The sequence below is a fragment of the Pseudomonas idahonensis genome, assembly GCF_037903935.1.
GTDB classification, from domain to species: Bacteria; Pseudomonadota; Gammaproteobacteria; order Pseudomonadales; family Pseudomonadaceae; genus Aquipseudomonas; species Aquipseudomonas danubii.
Genome location: NZ_CP149586.1, coordinates 4,906,874 through 4,925,714, shown reverse-complemented (window position 1 = coordinate 4,925,714; position 18,841 = coordinate 4,906,874). Strand labels below are relative to the sequence as shown.

General features: G+C 63.4%; 16 protein-coding genes. 10 read left to right on the top strand and 6 right to left on the bottom strand.

Annotation, left to right across the window (positions count from 1 at the left end; translation table 11 throughout):
• The first annotated feature begins 63 nt into the window (after positions 1-63).
• Together WIN67_RS22030 and WIN67_RS22025 are read left to right on the top strand one after the other, a co-directional pair.
• Complete coding sequence (locus WIN67_RS22030; protein ID WP_102880491.1) at positions 64-879, top strand: SDR family oxidoreductase; 816 nt, start codon at positions 64-66, stop codon at positions 877-879.
• A 64-nt stretch (positions 880-943) separates the two neighbouring features.
• On the top strand, positions 944-1,276 hold the full coding sequence (locus tag WIN67_RS22025; RefSeq protein WP_016964115.1) for a YnfA family protein: 333 nt from the start codon (positions 944-946) through the stop codon (positions 1,274-1,276).
• 35 nt (positions 1,277-1,311) lie between these two features.
• On the opposite strand, the gene WIN67_RS22020 is transcribed toward WIN67_RS22025, so the two are convergent.
• The 5 genes from WIN67_RS22020 to mnmC all read right to left on the bottom strand — a co-directional run bounded on the left by WIN67_RS22020 (position 1,312) and on the right by mnmC (position 8,636).
• The gene (locus tag WIN67_RS22020) at positions 1,312-1,539 is read right to left on the bottom strand and encodes a YheU family protein (RefSeq protein ID WP_025127101.1); all 228 of its coding nucleotides are present in this window, start codon (positions 1,537-1,539) and stop codon (positions 1,312-1,314) included.
• 86 nt (positions 1,540-1,625) lie between these two features.
• Positions 1,626-2,810 carry an osmoprotectant NAGGN system M42 family peptidase gene (locus WIN67_RS22015; protein WP_102880490.1) on the bottom strand — a complete coding sequence of 395 codons (1,185 nt, stop codon included), beginning with the start codon at positions 2,808-2,810 and terminating at the stop codon, positions 1,626-1,628.
• Positions 2,811-2,934: 124 nt separating this feature from the next.
• Entirely contained in the window at positions 2,935-4,680 is a 1,746-nt protein-coding gene (gene ngg, locus WIN67_RS22010; RefSeq protein ID WP_339070048.1) for an N-acetylglutaminylglutamine synthetase, read from the bottom strand.
• A gap of 3 nt (positions 4,681-4,683) precedes the next feature.
• Complete coding sequence (locus tag WIN67_RS22005; protein WP_339070047.1) at positions 4,684-6,456, bottom strand: N-acetylglutaminylglutamine amidotransferase; 1,773 nt, start codon at positions 6,454-6,456, stop codon at positions 4,684-4,686.
• Between the two features lie 203 nt (positions 6,457-6,659).
• Positions 6,660-8,636 carry a bifunctional tRNA (5-methylaminomethyl-2-thiouridine)(34)-methyltransferase MnmD/FAD-dependent 5-carboxymethylaminomethyl-2-thiouridine(34) oxidoreductase MnmC gene (gene mnmC, locus WIN67_RS22000; protein ID WP_339070046.1) on the bottom strand — a complete coding sequence of 659 codons (1,977 nt, stop codon included), beginning with the start codon at positions 8,634-8,636 and terminating at the stop codon, positions 6,660-6,662.
• Between the two features lie 148 nt (positions 8,637-8,784).
• On the opposite strand from mnmC, the gene pap reads away from it, so the two are divergent.
• From pap to WIN67_RS21985, 3 genes are all read left to right on the top strand, one after another.
• Complete coding sequence (gene pap / locus WIN67_RS21995) at positions 8,785-10,308, top strand: polyphosphate:AMP phosphotransferase (protein ID WP_110594618.1); 1,524 nt, start codon at positions 8,785-8,787, stop codon at positions 10,306-10,308.
• A gap of 103 nt (positions 10,309-10,411) precedes the next feature.
• Complete coding sequence (locus WIN67_RS21990; protein WP_339070045.1) at positions 10,412-11,596, top strand: thiolase family protein; 1,185 nt, start codon at positions 10,412-10,414, stop codon at positions 11,594-11,596.
• 162 nt (positions 11,597-11,758) lie between these two features.
• Entirely contained in the window at positions 11,759-12,718 is a 960-nt protein-coding gene (locus WIN67_RS21985; RefSeq protein WP_339070044.1) for a DMT family transporter, read from the top strand.
• A gap of 72 nt (positions 12,719-12,790) precedes the next feature.
• Here the strand turns inward: WIN67_RS21985 and WIN67_RS21980 are convergent, their stop codons facing one another.
• Positions 12,791-14,185 carry a class II fumarate hydratase gene (locus tag WIN67_RS21980; RefSeq protein ID WP_102860835.1) on the bottom strand — a complete coding sequence of 465 codons (1,395 nt, stop codon included), beginning with the start codon at positions 14,183-14,185 and terminating at the stop codon, positions 12,791-12,793.
• Positions 14,186-14,378: 193 nt separating this feature from the next.
• On the opposite strand from WIN67_RS21980, the gene WIN67_RS21975 reads away from it, so the two are divergent.
• The 5 genes from WIN67_RS21975 to WIN67_RS21955 all read left to right on the top strand — a co-directional run bounded on the left by WIN67_RS21975 (position 14,379) and on the right by WIN67_RS21955 (position 18,704).
• Positions 14,379-14,894, top strand: coding sequence for a DUF2059 domain-containing protein (locus tag WIN67_RS21975; protein WP_102860836.1), 516 nt, complete (start codon positions 14,379-14,381; stop codon positions 14,892-14,894).
• A 12-nt stretch (positions 14,895-14,906) separates the two neighbouring features.
• Positions 14,907-15,206, top strand: coding sequence for a BolA family protein (locus WIN67_RS21970; protein ID WP_102860837.1), 300 nt, complete (start codon positions 14,907-14,909; stop codon positions 15,204-15,206).
• A gap of 104 nt (positions 15,207-15,310) precedes the next feature.
• Positions 15,311-16,252, top strand: coding sequence for a rhodanese-related sulfurtransferase (locus WIN67_RS21965; RefSeq protein WP_102880484.1), 942 nt, complete (start codon positions 15,311-15,313; stop codon positions 16,250-16,252).
• Positions 16,253-16,288: 36 nt separating this feature from the next.
• Positions 16,289-16,891 carry a DsbA family protein gene (locus tag WIN67_RS21960; RefSeq protein ID WP_170003873.1) on the top strand — a complete coding sequence of 201 codons (603 nt, stop codon included), beginning with the start codon at positions 16,289-16,291 and terminating at the stop codon, positions 16,889-16,891.
• Positions 16,884-18,704: an ABC transporter ATP-binding protein gene (locus WIN67_RS21955; RefSeq protein ID WP_110594611.1), complete on the top strand. Its 1,821-nt coding sequence runs from the start codon at positions 16,884-16,886 to the stop codon at positions 18,702-18,704. The genes WIN67_RS21960 and WIN67_RS21955 overlap by 8 nt, the downstream gene beginning before the upstream one ends.
• Positions 18,705-18,841: the final 137 nt, after the last annotated feature.

Sequence of the window (18,841 nt, the reverse complement as noted above, 5' to 3'; positions counted from 1 at the left end):
GGGTGGCGCAGGGGCCTTCGCTACACTGCGGCCCATCTTCCCCGGAACAACAAGGCAACTCTTATGCAAAATCGCATGATGATCACTGGCGCCGGCTCCGGCCTGGGTCGCGAAATCGCTTTGCGCTGGGCCCGCGATGGCTGGCGGCTGGCCTTGTCCGATGTCAGCGAGGCGGGCCTGCAGGAAACCCTGAAGCAGGTACGCGCCGCCGGTGGCGACGGCTTCGTGCAGCGTTGCGATGTGCGTGACTACAGCCAGTTGACCGCCTTCGCCCAGGCTTGCGAAGTGAAGTTCGGCGGCATCGACATCATCGTCAACAACGCTGGCGTGGCGTCCGGCGGGTTCTTCAGCGAGCTGTCCCTGGAGGATTGGGACTGGCAGATCGCGATCAACCTGATGGGCGTGGTCAAGGGCTGCAAGGCCTTTCTGCCGCTGCTGGAACAGAGCAAGGGCAAGATCATCAACATCGCCTCCATGGCCGCCTTGATGCAGGGCCCGGCCATGAGCAACTACAACGTGGCCAAGGCCGGAGTGGTGGCGCTGTCCGAGAGCCTGCTGGTCGAGTTGGCGCAGCAGGAAATCGGCGTGCACGTGGTCTGCCCGTCATTCTTTCAGACCAACCTGCTGGACTCCTTCCGTGGTCCGACCCCGGCGATGAAGGCCCAGGTGGGCAAATTGCTGGAAAGTTCGCCGATTACCGCCGCCCAGATTGCCGATTACATCCACACCCAGGTCAACGCCGGCCAGTTCATGATCCTGCCCCACGAGCAGGGGCGCATGGCCTGGGCCCTGAAGCAGAAAAACCCTCAGGCGCTGTACGACGAAATGACCCTGATGGCCGACAAGATGCGCGCCAAGGCCAAACAAGGGGCCCACTGAGCTTGCTCCACCGCCATGGCCTCGTTAGGGTTGCCGGCACCTGGCAATCCTGACGAGACCTTGCATGCTCAATTACCTGTGGTTCTTCCTCGCCGCGCTGTTTGAAATCGCCGGCTGCTATGCCTTCTGGATGTGGCTGCGCCAGGGCAAGAGCGCCTTGTGGGTGATTCCCGCCCTGATCAGCCTGACCCTGTTCGCCCTGTTGCTGACCAAAGTCGAAGCCACTTATGCCGGGCGCGCCTACGCCGCCTACGGTGGCATCTACATTGTTGCGTCCATTGGCTGGCTGGCGGTGGTGGAGCGGGTGCGGCCCTTGGGCTCGGACTGGCTGGGGCTGGCACTGTGTGTGATCGGGGCCAGTGTGATTCTGTTCGGCCCGCGCTTTTCCAACGGTTAAGCATCCCGGCCCAAAGGTTTGGGCCGGTCCAGGCATCAGTCGAACAGCTCCTTGGGCACGTCGTGCTTGAGCATCAACTGGCACTGTTCGCTGTCCGGATCGAAAACGATCACCGCCTGGCCCTTGCTCAGGGCCTGACGAACCCGCAGCACGCGGGTTTCCAGAGGCGTCTCATCGCCGTTGTCGGTGCCCTCGCGGGTGACGAAGTCTTCGATCAGACGGGTCAGGGTGTCGACTTCAAGTTGGTCGTGGGGAATCAGCATGAGGGGCCTCCGAAAAACAATCCCGGATGCTACTGCGCCCGGGGGCGTGCCGCCAGTTGTAGCGCGCACAAACCCCGGGTCGCGGTTCAGGACTTGTTGCCCACCAGGCTGTCCACCGAGGGCACCCGAGTGTCGCTTTCCATCTGTGTGTCGTGTTCCAGCTGATGACTGAAGCGGTCCAGGGAGCCCTGGGCTGGCTGTGCATCGCTGGCGAACACCGGCGGGCTGAGGATATAGGCGCTGAGCAAGCGGCTGAGCGCCGCCAGGCTGTCGATATGGGTGCGCTCGTAGCCGTGGGTGGCGTCGCAACCAAAGGCCAGCAAGGCGGTGCGGATGTCATGGCCGGCGGTGACCGCCGAATGGGCGTCGCTGAAGTAGTAGCGGAACAGGTCGCGGCGCACCGGCAGTTCGTGCTCGGCGGCCAGACGCAGCAGGTGCCGGGACAAGTGATAGTCGTACGGGCCGCCGGAGTCCTGCATGGCCACGCTCACCGCATGTTCGCTGGAGTGCTGGCCCGGTGCGACCGGAGCAATGTCGATGCCGACGAATTCACTGACATCCCAGGGCAGGGCCGCCGCCGCACCGCTGCCGGTTTCCTCGGTGATGGTGAACAGCGGGTGGCAGTCGATCATCAAGCTTTCACCGCTGTCGACAATGGCCTTGAGCGCCGCCAGCAAGGCGGCGACGCCGGCCTTGTCATCCAGGTGCCGGGCGCTGATGTGGCCGCTTTCGGTGAACTCCGGCAACGGGTCGAAGGCGACAAAGTCGCCCACGCCTATGCCTAAGGATTCGCAGTCGGCGCGGGTGGTGCAGTAGGCGTCCAGGCGCAGTTCGATGTGGTCCCAACTGATGGGCAACTCGTCCACCGCGGTGTTGAAGGCGTGGCCGGAGGCCATCAGCGGCAGCACGCTGCCGCGCAGCACGCCGTTGTCGGTGAACAGGCTGACCCGGCTGCCTTCGGCAAAGCGGCTGGACCAGCAGCCCACCGGGGCCAGGGTCAGGCGGCCGTTGTCCTTCACTGCACGGACGCTGGCGCCGATGGTGTCCAGGTGCGCCGAGACGGCCCGGTCGGGGCTGTTCTTCTGGCCCTTGAGGGTGGCGCGGATGGTGCCGCGTCGGGTCAGCTCGAAGGGGATGCCCAGTTCTTCCAGGCGTTCAGCGACGTAGCGCACGATGGTGTCGGTAAAGCCGGTGGGGCTGGGAATAGCGAGCATTTCCAGGAGGACTTTCTGCAGGTAGGCGAGGTCCGGTTGGGGAATCGGGCGGGTCATGGAAACTCCTGATGAAAAAAGGCCATCGATGGTTTCGATGAGGGTATGGATGGAGGGCCTGGGGCGCCTTCGCTGGCGAGCCAGCTCCTACCAATGGGGCAGGAGCCGGCTGGCCGGCGAAGGATCAAGGCGCCGGTTGGCTGTGGGGAAACAGCAGATCGATAAAACGCTCGGCGGTGGGCTGCGGTTCGTGGTTGGCCAACCCGGCGCGTTCGTTGGCTTCGATGAACACGTAGTCCGGCTGGTCTGCTGCCGGCACCAGCAGGTCCAGGCCGACCACCGGAATGTCCAGGGCCCGGGCCGCGCGGATGGCGGCGTCGGCCAGGGTCGGATGGAGAAGGCCGGTGACGTCTTCCAGGGTGCCGCCGGTGTGCAGGTTGGCGGTGCGCCGGACGAACAGCCGCTCGCCGGCCGGCAGCACGCTGTTGTAGTCGTAACCGGCGGCATGCAGGGTGCGCTGGGTTTCCGCGTCCAGGGGGATCTTGCTTTCGCCGCCGGTGGCCGCCCGGCGTCGGCGGCTGCGGGCCTCGATCAAGGCGCCAATGGAATGCCGACCGTCGCCGATGATCTCGGCGGGACGGCGGATGGCCGCGGCCACCACTTCAAAGCCGATCACCAGGATGCGCAGGTCCAGCCCTTCGTGGAAGCTTTCCAGCAACACTCGGCTGTCAAAGCGGCGGGCCTGGTCGATGGCGCACTGCACCTCTTCAATCGTGCTCAGGTCCACGGCCACGCCTTGTCCCTGTTCTCCGTCCAACGGCTTGACCACCACCCGCTGGTGCTCGTCGAGAAACTCCAGGTTGTCGTCGGCGTTGCCTGCCAATTGCTGGGCGGGCAGGTTCAGACCGGCACCCTTGAGCACCTTGTGAGTCAGGCTCTTGTCCTGGCACAGGCTCATGCTGATGGCGCTGGTCAGGTCGCTCAGGGATTCCCGGCAACGCACCCGGCGGCCGCCGTGGCTGAGGGTGAACAGCCCGGCGTCGGCGTCGTCCACTTGTACATCGATGCCGCGGCGATGGGCCTCCTCGACGATGATCCGCGCATAAGGATTGAAGTCCGCCTGGGGGCCGGGGCCGAGGAACAGCGGCTGGTTGATGCCGTTCTTGCGCTTGATGGCGAAGGTCGACAGGGTGCGAAAGCCCAGCTTGGCGTAGAGGTTCTTGGCCTGGCGGTTGTCGTGCAGCACCGACAGGTCGAGGTAGCTCAGGCCGCGGCTCATGAAGTGTTCGATCAGGTGCCGCACCAGCACTTCGCCCACACCCGGACGGCTGCAATCGGGGTCCACCGCCAGGCACCAGAGGCTGCTGCCGTGTTCCGGGTCCTGGTAGGCCTTGTGGTGGTTCAGGCCCATGACGCTACCGATCACCGCGCCGCTGTCTTCGTCCTCGGCCAGCCAGTACACCGGACCGCCCTGATGGCGCGGAGTCAGCAGCTTCGGATCAATGGGCAGCATCGCCCGGGCCTGATACAACTGATTGATGGCCTGCCAGTCGGATTCGCTCTGGGCCCGACGGATACGGAAGCCGCGAAACACCCGGGTGGCCTGGCGATAGTCGCTGAACCACAGACGCAGGGTGTCGGAAGGGTCAAGGAACAGTTGCGCCGGTTCCAGCCCGAGCACCTGTTGCGGCGCCGCCACATACAGAGCGATGTCGCGTTCGCCGGGACGCTCGTTGAGCAACTCCTCGGCGAGGCGGGTGGGGTTGGGAAAGGTATGGCCGATCAGCAGTCGGCCCCAGCCGCAATGCACGGCGATGGGTTCATTGCCGGGTTCGCTGCCGTCTTCGGCAAAGCGCGCTTGCAGACGTTCATAGGACGGCGCCTGGCCGCGCAGCAGGCGTTGGCTGTATGCCGTGGCGTGAGCTTTCATCGATCAGATTCCTTGTTCGCTGAGCCACAGGTTCAAGGCCGCCAGTTGCCACAGCTTGGAGCCGCGCAGGGGCGTCAGTTGGCCCTGGGGATCGGTCAGCAGGCGATCAAGCATGGCCGGGTTGAACAGGCCGCGATCCTGGCTCGGGTCCAGCAGCAGTTCACGCACCCAGTTCAGGGTGTCGCCCTGCAGATGCTTGAGGCCCGGCACCGGGAAGTAGCCTTTCTTGCGGTCGATCACCTCGCTGGGGATCACCCGCCGCGCCGCTTCCTTGAGTACCTGCTTGCCGCCGTCCGGCAGCTTGAAACGCGCCGGCACCCGGGCCGACAGCTCCACCAGGCGGTAGTCGAGGAACGGCGTGCGTGCCTCCAGGCCCCAGGCCATGGTCATGTTGTCCACCCGTTTGACCGGGTCATCCACCAGCATCACTGTGCTGTCCAGGCGCAGGGCCTTATCCACAGGCGCATCGGCGCCAGGCTGGGCGAAATGCTCGCGGACGAATTCACCGGCGGCGTCGTGCTCGATCAGCCACTGGGGTTGCACGGTGGCGGCATAGTCGTCGTAGCTGCGGTCGAAGAAGGCATCGCGATACGCCCTATAGGGATCGCTGGCGCCGTCCACTTGCGGGTACCAGTGATAGCCGGCGAACAGTTCGTCGGCACCCTGGCCGCTTTGCACCACCTTGCAGTGTTTGGCCACTTCCCGGGACAGCAGATAGAAAGCGATGCAGTCGTGGCTGACCATCGGCTCGCTCATAGCACGGAAAGCCGCGGGCAGTTGCTCGATGATTTCGTGCTCGTCGATGCGCAATTGGTGATGTCGGGTGCCGTAGTGTTTGGCAATCAGGTCCGAGTACTGGAACTCGTCGCCCCGTTCGCCGCCGGCATCCTGGAAACCGATGGAGAAGGTCGAGAGATCGTCCACCCCCACCTCCCGCAGCAGGCCTACCAGCAGGCTGGAATCGACACCGCCAGAGAGCAGCACACCGACGTCCACCGCCGCCCGTTGCCGAATGGCCACGGCATCACGGGTGCTGTCCAGTACCCGGTCGCGCCAGTCTTCCAGAGTCAGGTTGCACTCGTCGGCGTGGGGGCCGTAAGGCAGTGTCCACCAGGTCTGCTGTTCGGTACGGCCGTCTGCCTCGATGCGCATCCAGGTGGCCGGTGGCAGTTTCTCAATGCCCGCCAGCAAGGTGCGCGGCGCCGGGACCACAGCGTGGAAGTTCAGGTAGTGATTGAGCGCCACCGGATCGAGGATCGGCTTGATATCGCCGCCCTTGAGCAAGGCCGGCAGGGCCGAGGCGAAGCGCAGCCGCTGGCCTGTGCGCGACAGGTACAAAGGCTTGACCCCGAGGCGGTCGCGGGCGATGAACAGGCGCTGGGCATCACGCTCCCAGATAGCGAAGGCGAACATGCCGTTGAGCTTGGGCAGCAGCTCGGCGCCCCAGGCGTGATAGCCCTTGAGCAGCACTTCGGTGTCGCCACCGGAATGAAAGGCGTAACCCTGGGCTTCCAGTTCGGCGCGCAATTCGGGGAAGTTGTAGATCGCGCCGTTGAAGGCCAGGGACAGCCCCAGCTGGTTGTCGATCATGGGCTGCGCCGAGCCGTCCGACAGGTCCATGATTTTCAGCCGCCGATGGCCGAGGGCGATCGGGCCCTGGCTGTGAAAGCCCCAGGCGTCGGGGCCACGGGGGGCCAGGTGGTGAGTGATTCGTTCAACCGCTGCCAGGTCGGCAGGTTGATGATCAAAGCGTAATTCGCCAGCTAATCCGCACATAAGTCCTTACCGGTTTTTCCGTTGGGGAGAGTCAATCCGCAGTCGCCAAAAGGGCGGCTACCTGGAAACTGACCTGTGCATAACTCGGGAGTTTTAGATCGATCGGTTATAAGCAGTTGAGCGGGGGCGGGCTGTTGGATGGAGTCGGTCGTGCTGGCTAGCGGTCATGGGCGGCGCTGAAAAATCAGCGCCGCCGCTCTGCTTCAGGCCTGGCCGCGAATCAGGCGACGCAGGGCGAAGCGATTGGGATGGCAGGCCTCGGCCACGCTCCTGGGCAGTGGCAGCGGCTCGTTTTCCAGCCAGGCGGCCAGCAGTTCGCCGGACAGCGGCGCGGTGATCAGCCCGCGAGAACCATGACCGCTGTTGATGTACAGGCCGTCGAGCCAGGGGCAGGGCAGGTCCGGCACCTGGCGCGCATCTTTGCCCAGGGCGGCGTAGGTGTCGGCGAACGCTTCCGGGTCTGCCAGAGGACCGACGATGGGCAGGTAGTCCGGGCTGGTACAGCGGAAGGCTGCGCGGCCTTGCAGGCGGTCCAGGGGCAACTGTTCGGCGTTCAGGCGTTGCAGCAGGTCGCTGGAAATTTCCCGCAGCATCGCAAGGTTACCGGCATGTTCGGCAGTGGTCGGCGTCAGGTCCTGGCTCTTGAAGTCGAAGCTGGCGCCCAGGGTGTGCTCGCCCAGTCGCGGCGGAGCGACGTAACCCTCGGCGCAGACCACGGTGGCCAGGCTCTGGCTTTGCGCGGTCTGTGGCAGGCGGGTGATCTGCCCGCGAATACGTTTGAGGGGCAATTCGGCGCTGGCCGGGAAGCGTTTGATTTCGGCGGCACCGGCAAGGATCACCACCGCCGCACTGGCCAGCATCCGTTCGCCGTCCCAGGCTTGCCATTGCTGGTCGACCCGGCGTAACTCCAGCACGTCCTGATGAGTCAGGACCCGGATCTGCGGATGCTTGGCCTGCCACTGGCACAGGGCCGGCGGGTGCACCCAGCCACCTTCGGGATAGAACAGGCCGCCGTGGTCCAGGCCGATGCCGGCCAGGGCCTGGGCCTCTGGCTGATCCAGCAGCCGCAGCAGGTCGGTGGGGAAGGCCGCGGCCAACTGCGCCTGGCGTTCGGCCTCCTTGGGATTGAACGCCAGTTGCAGCACCCCGCAGGCGTCCCAGTCCTGGCCGCGTTGCAGGTGTTCCAGCTGGCGTCGGGTGTAGCCGAAACCGCTGAGGATCATCTGCGACAGTGCCGTGCCGTGGGCTGAAAGCTTGAGGTAAAGCACCCCTTGCGGATTGCCCGAGGCTTCCTGGGCCAGTTGCTCATGGCGCTCCAGTAGTTGCACCTGCCAGCCGCGGGCAGCGAGGCTGGCGGCGCTGGAGCAACCGGCCAGCCCGCCGCCGATCACCAGCGCGGTTTTGGCCTGGACCGGCGGGCGGGCGAACCAAGGCTTGGCTCGGGCTGGCGGCGGCGTGTCTTCCGGCCAGCCGAGGAAGTCGCCGCGCAGCACTTCCCATTTGCGACCGATGCCCGGAGTGCGCTTCATCTTGAAGCCCGCCGCGTTCAATAGGCGACGTACCCAGCCGGTGCTGGTGAAGGTGCTGAGGGTGGAGCCCGGCGCCGCCAGGCGCGCCAGTTCGGCGAACAGTTCCGGGGTCCACATGTCGGGGTTCTTTGCCGGGGCGAAGCCGTCGAGAAACCAGGCGTCGATCTGCGCGTCCAGTTGCGGCAACTGCTCCAGGGCGTCGCCGATCAGCAGGGTCAGGGTGACCCGGCCATCGTCCAGCACGATGCGCTGGAAGCCAGCGTGCACGGCGACGTAGTGCTTGAGCAGCTGCTGGCTCAGGTCCGCCAGTTCCGGCCACAGGGCCAGGGCCCGTTGCAGGTCGGCCGGACTCAGGGGGTACTTTTCCACGCTGACGAAATGCAGCCGGGCAGTGGCCGGCGCCTGCTCCTGGAACAACTGCCAGGCGCAGAGAAAATTCAGCCCGGTGCCGAAGCCGGTTTCACCGATGACAAGTTTTTCGCCTGCCTCGAGCGCGGCAAAGCGCTCCCGCAGGCGGTTCTGTTCGATGAACACATGGCGGGTTTCATCCAGGCCCGAGTCGCTGGAGAAGTACACATCATCGAAGACCCGCGAGCGCGGGCGTCCTTGGTCGTCCCAGTCGAGCTGGGCATGGGGCAGTTCAGGTGTCATGTTCGGCTCGTTTGGCGCAAGGCGGCCATTCTAGCCGATCACCGCCCCGGTGCCTGATCCACGGCAAGCCGCGGCGGGTTCAGGGATTTGTTTTCCTTGGCCGAGGTCCATCCGCTAGTCTTGGACAATTCTTGGAAGGGAGCCACCCATGTTCGAATCCGCTGAAATCGGTCACGCCATCGACAAAGAAACCTACGATGCCGAGGTGCCGGCCCTGCGCGAGGCCTTGCTCGAAGCCCAGTTCGAGCTACGCCAGAAGGCCAAGTTTCCAGTGATAGTGCTGATCAATGGTGTCGAGGGCGCGGGCAAGGGCGAGACGGTCAAGCTGCTCAACGAATGGATGGACCCGCGGCTGATCGAGGTGCGCACCTTCGACCAGCAGACCGACGAGGAACTGTCCCGGCCACCGGCCTGGCGCTACTGGCGGATGCTTCCGGCCAAGGGGCGCATGGGGGTGTTTTTCGGCAACTGGTACAGCCAGATGCTCCAGGGCCGGGTGCATGGCGAGATCAAGGACCCGCGCCTGGACCAGGCAATCAATGGCGCCGAACGCCTGGAAAAGATGCTCTGCGATGAAGGCGCGCTGATCTTCAAGTTCTGGTTTCACCTGTCCAAGAAACAGATGAAGGACCGCCTCAAGTCCTTGCAGGATGACCCGCTGCACAGCTGGCGCATCAGCCCGCTGGACTGGCAGCAGTCGCAAACCTACGACAAGTTCGTCAAGTACGGCGAGCGGGTGTTGCGCCGCACCAGTCGTGACTACGCGCCCTGGCATGTGATCGAGGGCGTCGATCCGCATTACCGCAGCCTCACTGTGGGCCGGATTCTGTTGGAAGGATTGCAGAATGCCTTGAGCCGTCAGCCATTGAAGCCGACCCAGGTCAACGCCGCGCCGTTGCCGACAGCGGTGGATCAACTGAGTCTGCTGGACAGCCTGGACATGACCCAGCACCTGGACAAGGACGACTACGAGGAACAGTTGATTACCGAGCAGGCGCGTCTGGCCGGTTTGCTGCGGGACAAGCGCATGCGCAAGCACGCCCTGGTGGCAGTGTTCGAAGGCAACGACGCGGCCGGCAAGGGCGGCGCCATTCGCCGCGTCGCGGCGGCGCTCGACCCGCGCCAGTACAGCATCGTGCCGATTGCCGCGCCCACTGAAGATGAACGGGCGCAGCCTTACCTCTGGCGTTTCTGGCGGCATATTCCGGCGCGCGGCAAGTTCACCATCTTCGACCGTTCCTGGTACGGCCGGGTGCTGGTGGAGCGGGTCGAGGGCTTCTGTCAGCCCACTGACTGGCTGCGGGCCTACAGCGAGATCAACGACTTCGAAGAGCAGTTGGCCGATGCCCGGGTGATCGTGGTGAAGTTCTGGCTGGCCATCGACAAGGACACCCAACTGGAGCGCTTCCAGGCACGGGAGGCGATTCCCTTCAAGCGCTTCAAGATCACCGAGGACGATTGGCGCAACCGCGACAAGTGGGGTGACTATCGCGCCGCTGTCGGCGACATGGTGGACCGGACCAGCACCGAAGTGGCGCCCTGGACGCTGGTGGAAGCCAACGACAAGCGCTGGGCACGGGTCAAGGTCCTGCGCACCATCAATCGGGCCCTGGAGACCGCGTTCGAGCGTTCCGACAAGCACGACAAGAAACAGAAGAAGGACAAGAAGTAGACCGATGGTCGCGCATACGCCCAGTGAATGATTGTCGCGGTGGGCGAGGAGGGGGATCTATGCTCGATGCTCTTTCCTGCCGCCAACAACAGTGAGGTGCGTCATGCGTGAAGTGGTGATCGTCGACAGCGTACGGACTGGCCTGGCCAAGTCCTTTCGCGGCAAGTTCAACCAGACCCGTCCGGATGACATGGCCGCTCACTGCGTCAATGCGCTGCTCGCCCGCAACGGCATCGCCCCGGCCAGTGTCGAGGACTGCATCGTCGGCGCCGGCTCCAATGAAGGCGCCCAGGGTTTCAATATCGGTCGCAACGTTGCCGTGCTCTCGGCTCTGGGCACTGGCACCGCGGGCATGACCCTCAACCGGTTCTGCTCTTCAGGCCTGCAGGCGATCGCCATCGCCGCCAACCAGATCGCCTCCGGCTGCAGCGACATCATCGTTGCCGGTGGCGTCGAGTCCATCAGCCTGACCATGAAGAGCGTCAATACCGACAACCTGATCAACCCGCTGCTCAAGGAGCAGGTGCCGGGCATCTACTTCCCCATGGGCCAGACCGCCGAAGTGGTCGCCCGGCGCTACAACGTCAGCCGCGAGGCCCAGGACCTCTACTCCCTACAAAGCCAGCAACGTACCGCCCAGGCCCAGGCTGATGGCCTGTTCAGCGACGAGATCGTGCCGATGACGGTCAAGTACAAGGTCGAGGACAAGAACACCGGACAGGTGCAGATGGTTGACGGCGTGGTGGATCGTGACGACTGCAACCGCCCCGACACCACTCTGGAGAATCTCGCGGCGCTCAAGCCGGTGTTTGCCGAGGATGGTTCGGTCACCGCGGGCAACTCTTCGCAGCTGTCCGATGGTGCCTCGATGACCCTGGTGATGAGCCTGGAGCGGGCCCTGGCCCTGGGTCTCAAGCCCAAGGCGTTCTTCCGCGGCTTTACCGTGGCCGGCTGCGAGCCTGATGAAATGGGTATCGGCCCGGTGTTCTCGGTGCCCAAGCTGCTCAAGGCCAAGGGCCTGACGGTGGATGACATCGACCTGTGGGAACTCAATGAAGCCTTTGCGTCCCAGTGCCTGTATGCCCGCGACCGGCTGGAGATCGATAACGCCAAGTACAACGTCAATGGTGGCTCGATTGCCATCGGCCATCCGTTTGGCATGACCGGTTCCCGTCAGGTGGGGCATCTGGTGCGTGAGTTGCAGCGGCGCAACCTGCGGTATGGCATCGTCACCATGTGCGTGGGGGGCGGCATGGGCGCCACCGGGTTGTTTGAGGCAGTCCGTTAGGTTTGTAGTGCATCACCGACCAAGCCGGCCCCTATGGGGGACGGCTTGTGCTGTTTGCGACCGGCACAATCGTGTTTGCGCTTTGCTGCCAACTGTCTCTGTGTCGGCCCCTGGCCCGGGCCTAGAATGTGGACCTTGCTCGTCAGGCTTTGTGGGGTTCGCATGCATGTCTCGTCCGGTCGTTGGGTTTATGGCTTGTTCCTCGCCTTATTGACCGCGTTGTTGTGGGGCATCCTGCCCATCAAGCTCAAGCAAGTGCTGCTGGTGATGGACCCGGTGACCGTGACCTGGTTTCGCCTGCTGGTGTCCGGCGGCTGTCTGTTTTTCTATCTGGCGGCGGTGCGGCGTTTGCCGCGCTGGCGCGCGCTTGGTCCCAAGGGTGTGTGGCTGGTGCCGATTTCGGTCTTGGGGCTGGTGGGCAACTATGTGTTGTACCTGATGGGCCTGAACCTGCTGAGCCCGGGCACGGCGCAACTGGTGGTGCAGATGGGCCCGATCCTGTTGCTGATCGCCAGTGTCTTTGTGTTCAAGGAGCGCTTCAGTCTGGGGCAGGGCCTGGGACTGCTGGTGCTGTTGCTCGGTTTCGGGCTGTTCTTCAATCAGCGCCTGACCGAGCTGCTGACCTCCCTGAGTGACTACACCGCTGGAGTTCTGACCATTCTCGCGGCTTCGGCGGTCTGGACTTTTTATGCCCTGGGCCAGAAGCAATTGTTGAGCGTGTGGAATTCCTTGCAGGTGATGATGGTGATCTACCTGTTCTGTGCCTTGCTTCTGACGCCTTGGGCGCATCCGCTGGAAGCCTTGGAACTGAGCCCGTTGCAGGGCTGGCTGTTGTTGGCCTGTTGCCTGAATACCCTGATCGCCTATGGCGCCTTTGCCGAAGCCCTGGCTCATTGGGAGGCGTCGCGGGTCAGTGCGACCCTGGCGATCACGCCCCTGGTGACCTTTGCTGCGGTGGCCTGGGCGGCCTGGCTCTGGCCAGAGTATGTACACGCCGAACAGATCAATGGCCTGGGTTATGGCGGGGCGCTGCTGGTGGTACTGGGGTCGGCCTTGACGGCGTTGGGGCCGTCGCTGATGGCGGGGTTGCGCGCCCGACGGCAGCGGATCGCTGCGGGGTGAGTTTCGCTGGCAAGCCAGCTCCTACAGAAGTGTGGCGGTAGGAGCTGGCTTGCCAGCGAAAAAGACGCTGCGCTAACCCTGTTTTCCAGCCTCCAGCATGTTTTCCGGTCGCACCCAGGCATCAAACTGCTCATCCGTCAGGTACCCCAAGGCCAACGCCGCTTCCCTGAGGGTCAGGTTCTCGGCATAGGCCTTCTTGGCGATTTCGGCGGACTTGTCGTAGCCGATGTGGGGATTGAGCGCGGTCACCAGCATCAGGCCTCGTTCCAGGTGCTCGGCCATCTGCTGGGGATCGGGCTCCAGCCCGGCGATGCAGTGCTGCTGGAAGTTGCTGCAGCCATCGGCCAGCAGGCGGATCGATTGCAGCAGGTTGTGAATGATCACCGGCTTGAATACGTTCAGTTGCAGATGGCCCTGGCTGGCGGCAAAGCCGATTGCCACGTCGTTGCCCATCACCTGGCAAGCCAGCATCGATAGGGCTTCGCATTGGGTTGGGTTGACCTTGCCGGGCATGATCGAGCTGCCCGGTTCGTTGGCCGGCAGCTTGACCTCCGCCAGTCCCGCCCGCGGGCCAGATCCCAGCAGGCGCAGGTCGTTGGCGATTTTCATCAGGCACACGGCGAGGGTTTTCAGCGCGCCGGACAGCGTGGTCAGCGGCTCGTGGCCGGCCAGGGCGGCGAATTTGTTGGGGGCGGTGACGAAGGGCAGGCCGGAAAGGGCGGCCAGTTCGGCGGCGATGGCTTCACCAAAACCGTGGGGTGAGTTCAGTCCGGTGCCCACGGCGGTACCGCCCTGGGCCAGCTCGCACACCGCAGGCAAGGCGCTGCGGATGGCTCGTTCGGCGTATCCGAGTTGGGCGATAAAGGCAGAGATTTCCTGGCCAAAGGTGATCGGGGTGGCATCCATCATGTGGGTGCGGCCGGTTTTCACCAGCTTCATGTGCCGGGCCGACAGCTCGGCCAGGCCACCGGACAGTTCGCTGATCGCTGGCAGCAACTGGAACTGCACGGCCTGGGCTGCTGCGATGTGCATGGCGGTCGGGAAGCAGTCGTTGGAGCTTTGCGAGCGGTTGACGTGATCGTTGGGGTGTACCGGGGACTTGCCGCCGCGTGGGTTGCCTGCCAGTTCGTTGGCCCGGCCGGCCAGCACCTCATTGACGTTCATGTTGCTCTGGGTGCCGCTGCCGGTCTGCCACACCACCAGGGGAAACTGGTCGTCATGCTCGCCGGCCAGTACTTCGTCGGCGGCCTGTTCGATCAGCCGGGCAATGTCGGCGGGCAGGTCGCCATTGCGATTGTTGACTCGGGCGGCGGCTTTCTTGATCAGGGCCAGGGCATGCAGCACGGATAGAGGCATGCGCTCGTTGCCGATGGCGAAATTGACCAGCGAACGTTGGGTCTGTGCGCCCCAATAGGCTTGTTCCGGGACTTCAACCTGGCCCAGGCTGTCGGTTTCGATTCGATTCATCGTGGCATTCCTCCAAGTCTGACTGGCCAGTTTAGGCCCTGATCTGCGGCTCGGGTTCCGTGGAAGGGGTTTTCCGCCCGCCGCTCGGGCAAAACCAGGGGGCGCCAGGGGGTGGGGTTGAGGGACGCGGATTAATAGGCGCAGAATGGGCGCCCTTGGGGTTCTACCTCGCCTGCTAGATAAAGGAAACTCGATGACCCGTTTTCGTGCCATCTGTACCGCGGTTGTTCTGGTGTGTGCCAGCGGCCAGGTTCTTGCCGATACCGCCAGCCACAACGCCAGTGCCGAGGCCTTCCTGACCCTGGCCCATGCGGACAAGCTCGGTACGCCGGTGTACATGCAAGTCCAGCAAATGTTTGCCCAGCGTTTTGAGCAGACCAAAGCCCCGGAATCCAAACGCGCCCTGCTGGAAACCTACCAGGCCAAGGCCAACGCGGCCCTGGACCAGGCCATTGGCTGGAACAAGCTGAAGCCGGACATGGTCAAGCTCTACACCAGCAATTTCAGCGAATCCGAGCTCAAGGAGCTGGTAGCGTTCTACCGGTCGCCACTGGGCAAGAAAGTCCTGGAAAAAATGCCTCAGCTGACTCAGCAATCGGCGCAGATGACCCAGGCCAAGCTGGAAAGCGCGGTACCGGTGGTGAACAAGCTGCTGGCCGACATGACCGCCGAGCTCGAGCCTAAGGCTGCTCCGGCGAAGAAGAAGTAAGCGGAGCCTGCAATGACCATGCAACAACGTATCGAAACGGCGCTCGGGGCCTTGCAGCCCGAGCACCTGCAAGTGCTGGATGAAAGCCACATGCACAGCCGTGGCCTGGAAACTCACTTCAAGGCGGTACTGGTCAGCGAGCAGTTCGCCGGCCTCAACAGCGTCAAGCGTCATCAGAAGGTCTACGCCACCCTGGGTGAGCTGATGGGCCAGTTCCATGCGTTGGCGCTGCACACTTACACACCCGAGGAATGGTCGAAGATCGGTGTGGCTCCGGCTTCGCCGACCTGCGCCGGAGGCAGTAAGCATTAATCGCGGTTTTTTTGATAGAATCCGCAACGCGCCGCTTATGCCGGCGCGTTTTTTTTTGCATCCGGTTCACCCTTTACGAGGGTAGCCACCTGGAGAGATTTCCCATGACACAACCCATTGTCGTGGCGGCACTGTACAAGTTCGTCACCCTCGAAGATTACGTCAGCCTGCGCGAGCCCCTGCTGCAGGCCATGCTCGACAACGGCATCAAGGGCACCCTGCTGATCGCCGAAGAAGGCATCAATGGCACGGTATCTGGCAGTCGTGAAGGCATCGACGGGCTGCTGGCCTGGCTGAAGAACGATCCACGCATGGTGGATATCGATCACAAAGAGTCGTATTGCGACGAGCAGCCGTTCTATCGCACCAAGGTCAAGCTCAAGAAAGAGATCGTCACCCTGGGTGTGCCCGGCGTGGACCCCAACAAGAAGGTCGGGACTTACGTCGAGCCTCAGGACTGGAACGCCCTGATCAGCGATCCCGAAGTGCTGCTGATCGACACCCGTAACGACTACGAAGTGTCCATCGGCACCTTCGAAGGCGCCATCGACCCCAAGACCACCAGCTTCCGCGAGTTTCCGGACTACATCAAAGCCCACTTCGACCCGAGCAAGCACAAGAAAGTGGCGATGTTCTGCACCGGTGGCATCCGTTGCGAGAAGGCGTCGAGCTACATGCTCAGTGAAGGCTTCGACGAGGTGTTCCACCTCAAGGGCGGGATCCTCAAGTACCTCGAAGAGGTACCGCAGCAAGAGAGCAAATGGCAGGGCGACTGCTTTGTATTCGATAACCGGGTCACTGTGCGCCACGACCTGAGCGAAGGCGACTACGATCAATGTCATGCCTGCCGTACTCCGGTGAGCGTCGAGGATCGGGCTTCCGAGCACTATGTGCCGGGCATCAGTTGCCCTCATTGCTGGGACAAGCTGAGCGAGAAGACTCGCCGCAGCGCCATCGATCGGCAGAAACAGATTGAGTTGGCCAAGGCCCGCAACCTGCCGCACCCGATTGGTTACAACTACAAGCAATCACCTTCCGAGGCTTGAGCCATGTCTGCCCGCCTGCTCTATGTGATGGACCCGATGTGTTCATGGTGCTGGGGCTTTGCGCCCGTGGCCCAGGCCCTGGCGGAGCAGGCCCAGGCCGCCGGAGTCGAGTTGCATCTGGTGGTGGGCGGCTTGCGCACCGGCAGCGGGGCGGCACTGGAGCCCAATACCCGGCGCTACATCCTTGAACACTGGCAGGCGGTGCATCAGGCCACCGGCCAGCCGTTCACCTTCGAGGGTGCCTTGCCCGATGGCTTTGTCTATGACACCGAGCCGGCTTGTCGCGCCATCGTCACTGCTCGCAGCCTGGCTCCGGACTGTGCCTGGAAACTGTTGGGGTTGATCCAGCGGGCGTTCTATGTCGAAGGCCGCGATGTCACCCTGGCCAGTGTGCTGGTGGAGTTGGCGGAGCAGGCCGGGGTTCCGCGGATCGAGTTCGCCGAAGCCTTCGATCGCGCCGAGCAGCATGCCGCCACGGCGGCGGATTTCACTTGGGTCCAGGACCTGGGGATTGCCGGATTTCCCACCTTGCTGGCGGAACGCAACGGCCAGTTGGCCTTGCTGACCAACGGCTATCAGCCGCTGAGCGAGTTGTCGCCGTTGCTGGGACGCTGGTTGGAGCGCGCCGCCTGTGCCTGATTCAGTCGATTCAAGCACCACCGGTAAAACCGTAGATCGTTTGAGCTGGGGGGAAATCCGTCGCCTGGCCCTGCAACATAGAAAGTCGCTGTGGATTGCCAATGGGGTGGCCGTGCTGGCGACCCTGTGCAGTGTGCCGATTCCGCTGTTGCTGCCGTTGCTGGTGGACGAGGTGCTGCTGGGCCATGGCGATGGCGCATTGCAAGTGATGAACCGCCTATTGCCCGATGGTTGGCAAACTGCGGCGGGCTATATCGGGTTGATGCTGTTGATCACCCTGATCCTGCGTTGCTCCGCCCTGGTGTTCAACGTGGTCCAGGCGCGGCTGTTTGCCGGTTTGGCCAAGGACATTGTCTATCGGATCCGTGTGCGCCTGATCGAACGGCTCAAGCGCATTTCCCTGGGGGAGTACGAAAGCCTGGGGGGAGGCACGGTCACTACGCATCTGGTCACCGACCTGGACACGGTGGACAAGTTTGTCGGTGAAACCCTGAGCCGATTCCTGGTGGCCATGCTGACCCTGGTGGGCACGGCCGGCATTCTGATGTGGATGCACTGGAAGCTGGCGCTGCTGATTCTGCTGTTCAACCCGTTGGTGATTTTTGCCACGGTGCAACTGGGCAAGCGGGTCAAGCACCTGAAGAAGCTGGAAAATGACAGCACTTCGCGTTTCACCCAGGCCCTGACCGAGACCCTGGAGGCGATCCAGGAGATCCGCGCCAGCAACCGCCAGGGCTACTTTCTTGGACGCTTGGGCCAGCGTGCCGAGGAGGTTCGGGACTACGCCGTGGCCTCGCAGTGGAAAAGCGACGCCTCGGGCCGGGCCAGTGGTTTGCTGTTCCAGTTCGGTATCGACATTTTTCGTGCGGCGGCGATGCTCACAGTGCTGTTCTCCGACCTGTCCATCGGCCAGATGCTGGCGGTGTTCAGCTACCTGTGGTTCATGATCGGCCCGGTGGAGCAGTTGCTGAACCTGCAATACGCCTATTACGCCGCCGGCGGGGCCCTGACTCGGATCAACGAGTTGCTGGCGCGGGCCGATGAGCCGCAGTACAGCGGTGGCGTGGATCCGTTCCAGGGGCGCGAAACCGTCGGTATCGAGGTCCGCGGCCTGAGCTTCGGCTACGGCGATGAGCGGGTGCTGGACAACATGAATCTGTCGATCGCGCCTGGTGAGAAGGTGGCCATTGTCGGTGCCAGTGGTGGGGGCAAGAGCACCCTGGTGCAGCTGTTGCTGGGGCTGTATACGCCGCAGACCGGGGTGATCCGCTTTGGCGGTGCTACTCAGCAGGAAATCGGCCTGGAAACGGTACGGGATCACGTCGCCGTGGTGCTGCAGCATCCTGCCTTGTTCAACGATACGATTCGCGCCAACCTGACCATGGGCCGTGAGCGCAGTGATAGCGCTTGCTGGCAGGCCCTGGAAATTGCACAGCTCGAACCCACCGTCAGGGCGCTGCCCCAGGGCCTGGACAGTGTGGTCGGGCGCTCAGGTGTGCGTCTTTCCGGTGGGCAACGCCAGCGCCTGGCTATTGCGCGGATGGTACTGGCCGAACCCAAGGTGGTGATTCTTGATGAAGCCACGTCCGCTCTGGACGCAGCCACCGAGTACAACCTGCATCAAGCCTTGACGCGTTTTCTGCGTGGGCGGACTACGCTGATCATTGCTCATCGCCTGTCGGCGGTTAAGCAGGCTGACCGGGTTTTGGTGTTCGATGGCGGGCAGATCGCCGAAGATGGCGACCATCAGCAGCTGATTGCTGATGGCGGCCTTTATGCCAAGCTATACGGGCATTTGCAGCAGGTTCGATAGTCTTGAGTTTTGTCCGGGTTTCTGTGTTTAGTGCTTGAATTTCCTGGTGGAATAACCGCTTCGGCTTGAGAGAGCGGCCGTTTCCCCGTGAAGGTTCGCCCCGGACGCTGCCCAGCCTGCGTCGGAGCTATGGAAAT

Bases quoted from the DNA above. Each gene is read 5' to 3' on its own strand.
- WIN67_RS22030 (WP_102880491.1), top strand. From the start codon at position 64: ATGCAAAATCGCATGATGATCACTGGCGCCGGCTCCGGCCTGGGTCGC.
- WIN67_RS22025 (WP_016964115.1), top strand. From the start codon at position 944: ATGCTCAATTACCTGTGGTTCTTCCTCGCCGCGCTGTTTGAAATCGCC.
- WIN67_RS22020 (WP_025127101.1), bottom strand. From the start codon at position 1,539: ATGCTGATTCCCCACGACCAACTTGAAGTCGACACCCTGACCCGTCTG.
- WIN67_RS22015 (WP_102880490.1), bottom strand. From the start codon at position 2,810: ATGACCCGCCCGATTCCCCAACCGGACCTCGCCTACCTGCAGAAAGTC.
- ngg (WP_339070048.1), bottom strand. From the start codon at position 4,680: ATGAAAGCTCACGCCACGGCATACAGCCAACGCCTGCTGCGCGGCCAG.
- WIN67_RS22005 (WP_339070047.1), bottom strand. From the start codon at position 6,456: ATGTGCGGATTAGCTGGCGAATTACGCTTTGATCATCAACCTGCCGAC.
- mnmC (WP_339070046.1), bottom strand. From the start codon at position 8,636: ATGACACCTGAACTGCCCCATGCCCAGCTCGACTGGGACGACCAAGGA.
- pap (WP_110594618.1), top strand. From the start codon at position 8,785: ATGTTCGAATCCGCTGAAATCGGTCACGCCATCGACAAAGAAACCTAC.
- WIN67_RS21990 (WP_339070045.1), top strand. From the start codon at position 10,412: ATGCGTGAAGTGGTGATCGTCGACAGCGTACGGACTGGCCTGGCCAAG.
- WIN67_RS21985 (WP_339070044.1), top strand. From the start codon at position 11,759: ATGCATGTCTCGTCCGGTCGTTGGGTTTATGGCTTGTTCCTCGCCTTA.
- WIN67_RS21980 (WP_102860835.1), bottom strand. From the start codon at position 14,185: ATGAATCGAATCGAAACCGACAGCCTGGGCCAGGTTGAAGTCCCGGAA.
- WIN67_RS21975 (WP_102860836.1), top strand. From the start codon at position 14,379: ATGACCCGTTTTCGTGCCATCTGTACCGCGGTTGTTCTGGTGTGTGCC.
- WIN67_RS21970 (WP_102860837.1), top strand. From the start codon at position 14,907: ATGACCATGCAACAACGTATCGAAACGGCGCTCGGGGCCTTGCAGCCC.
- WIN67_RS21965 (WP_102880484.1), top strand. From the start codon at position 15,311: ATGACACAACCCATTGTCGTGGCGGCACTGTACAAGTTCGTCACCCTC.
- WIN67_RS21960 (WP_170003873.1), top strand. From the start codon at position 16,289: ATGTGTTCATGGTGCTGGGGCTTTGCGCCCGTGGCCCAGGCCCTGGCG.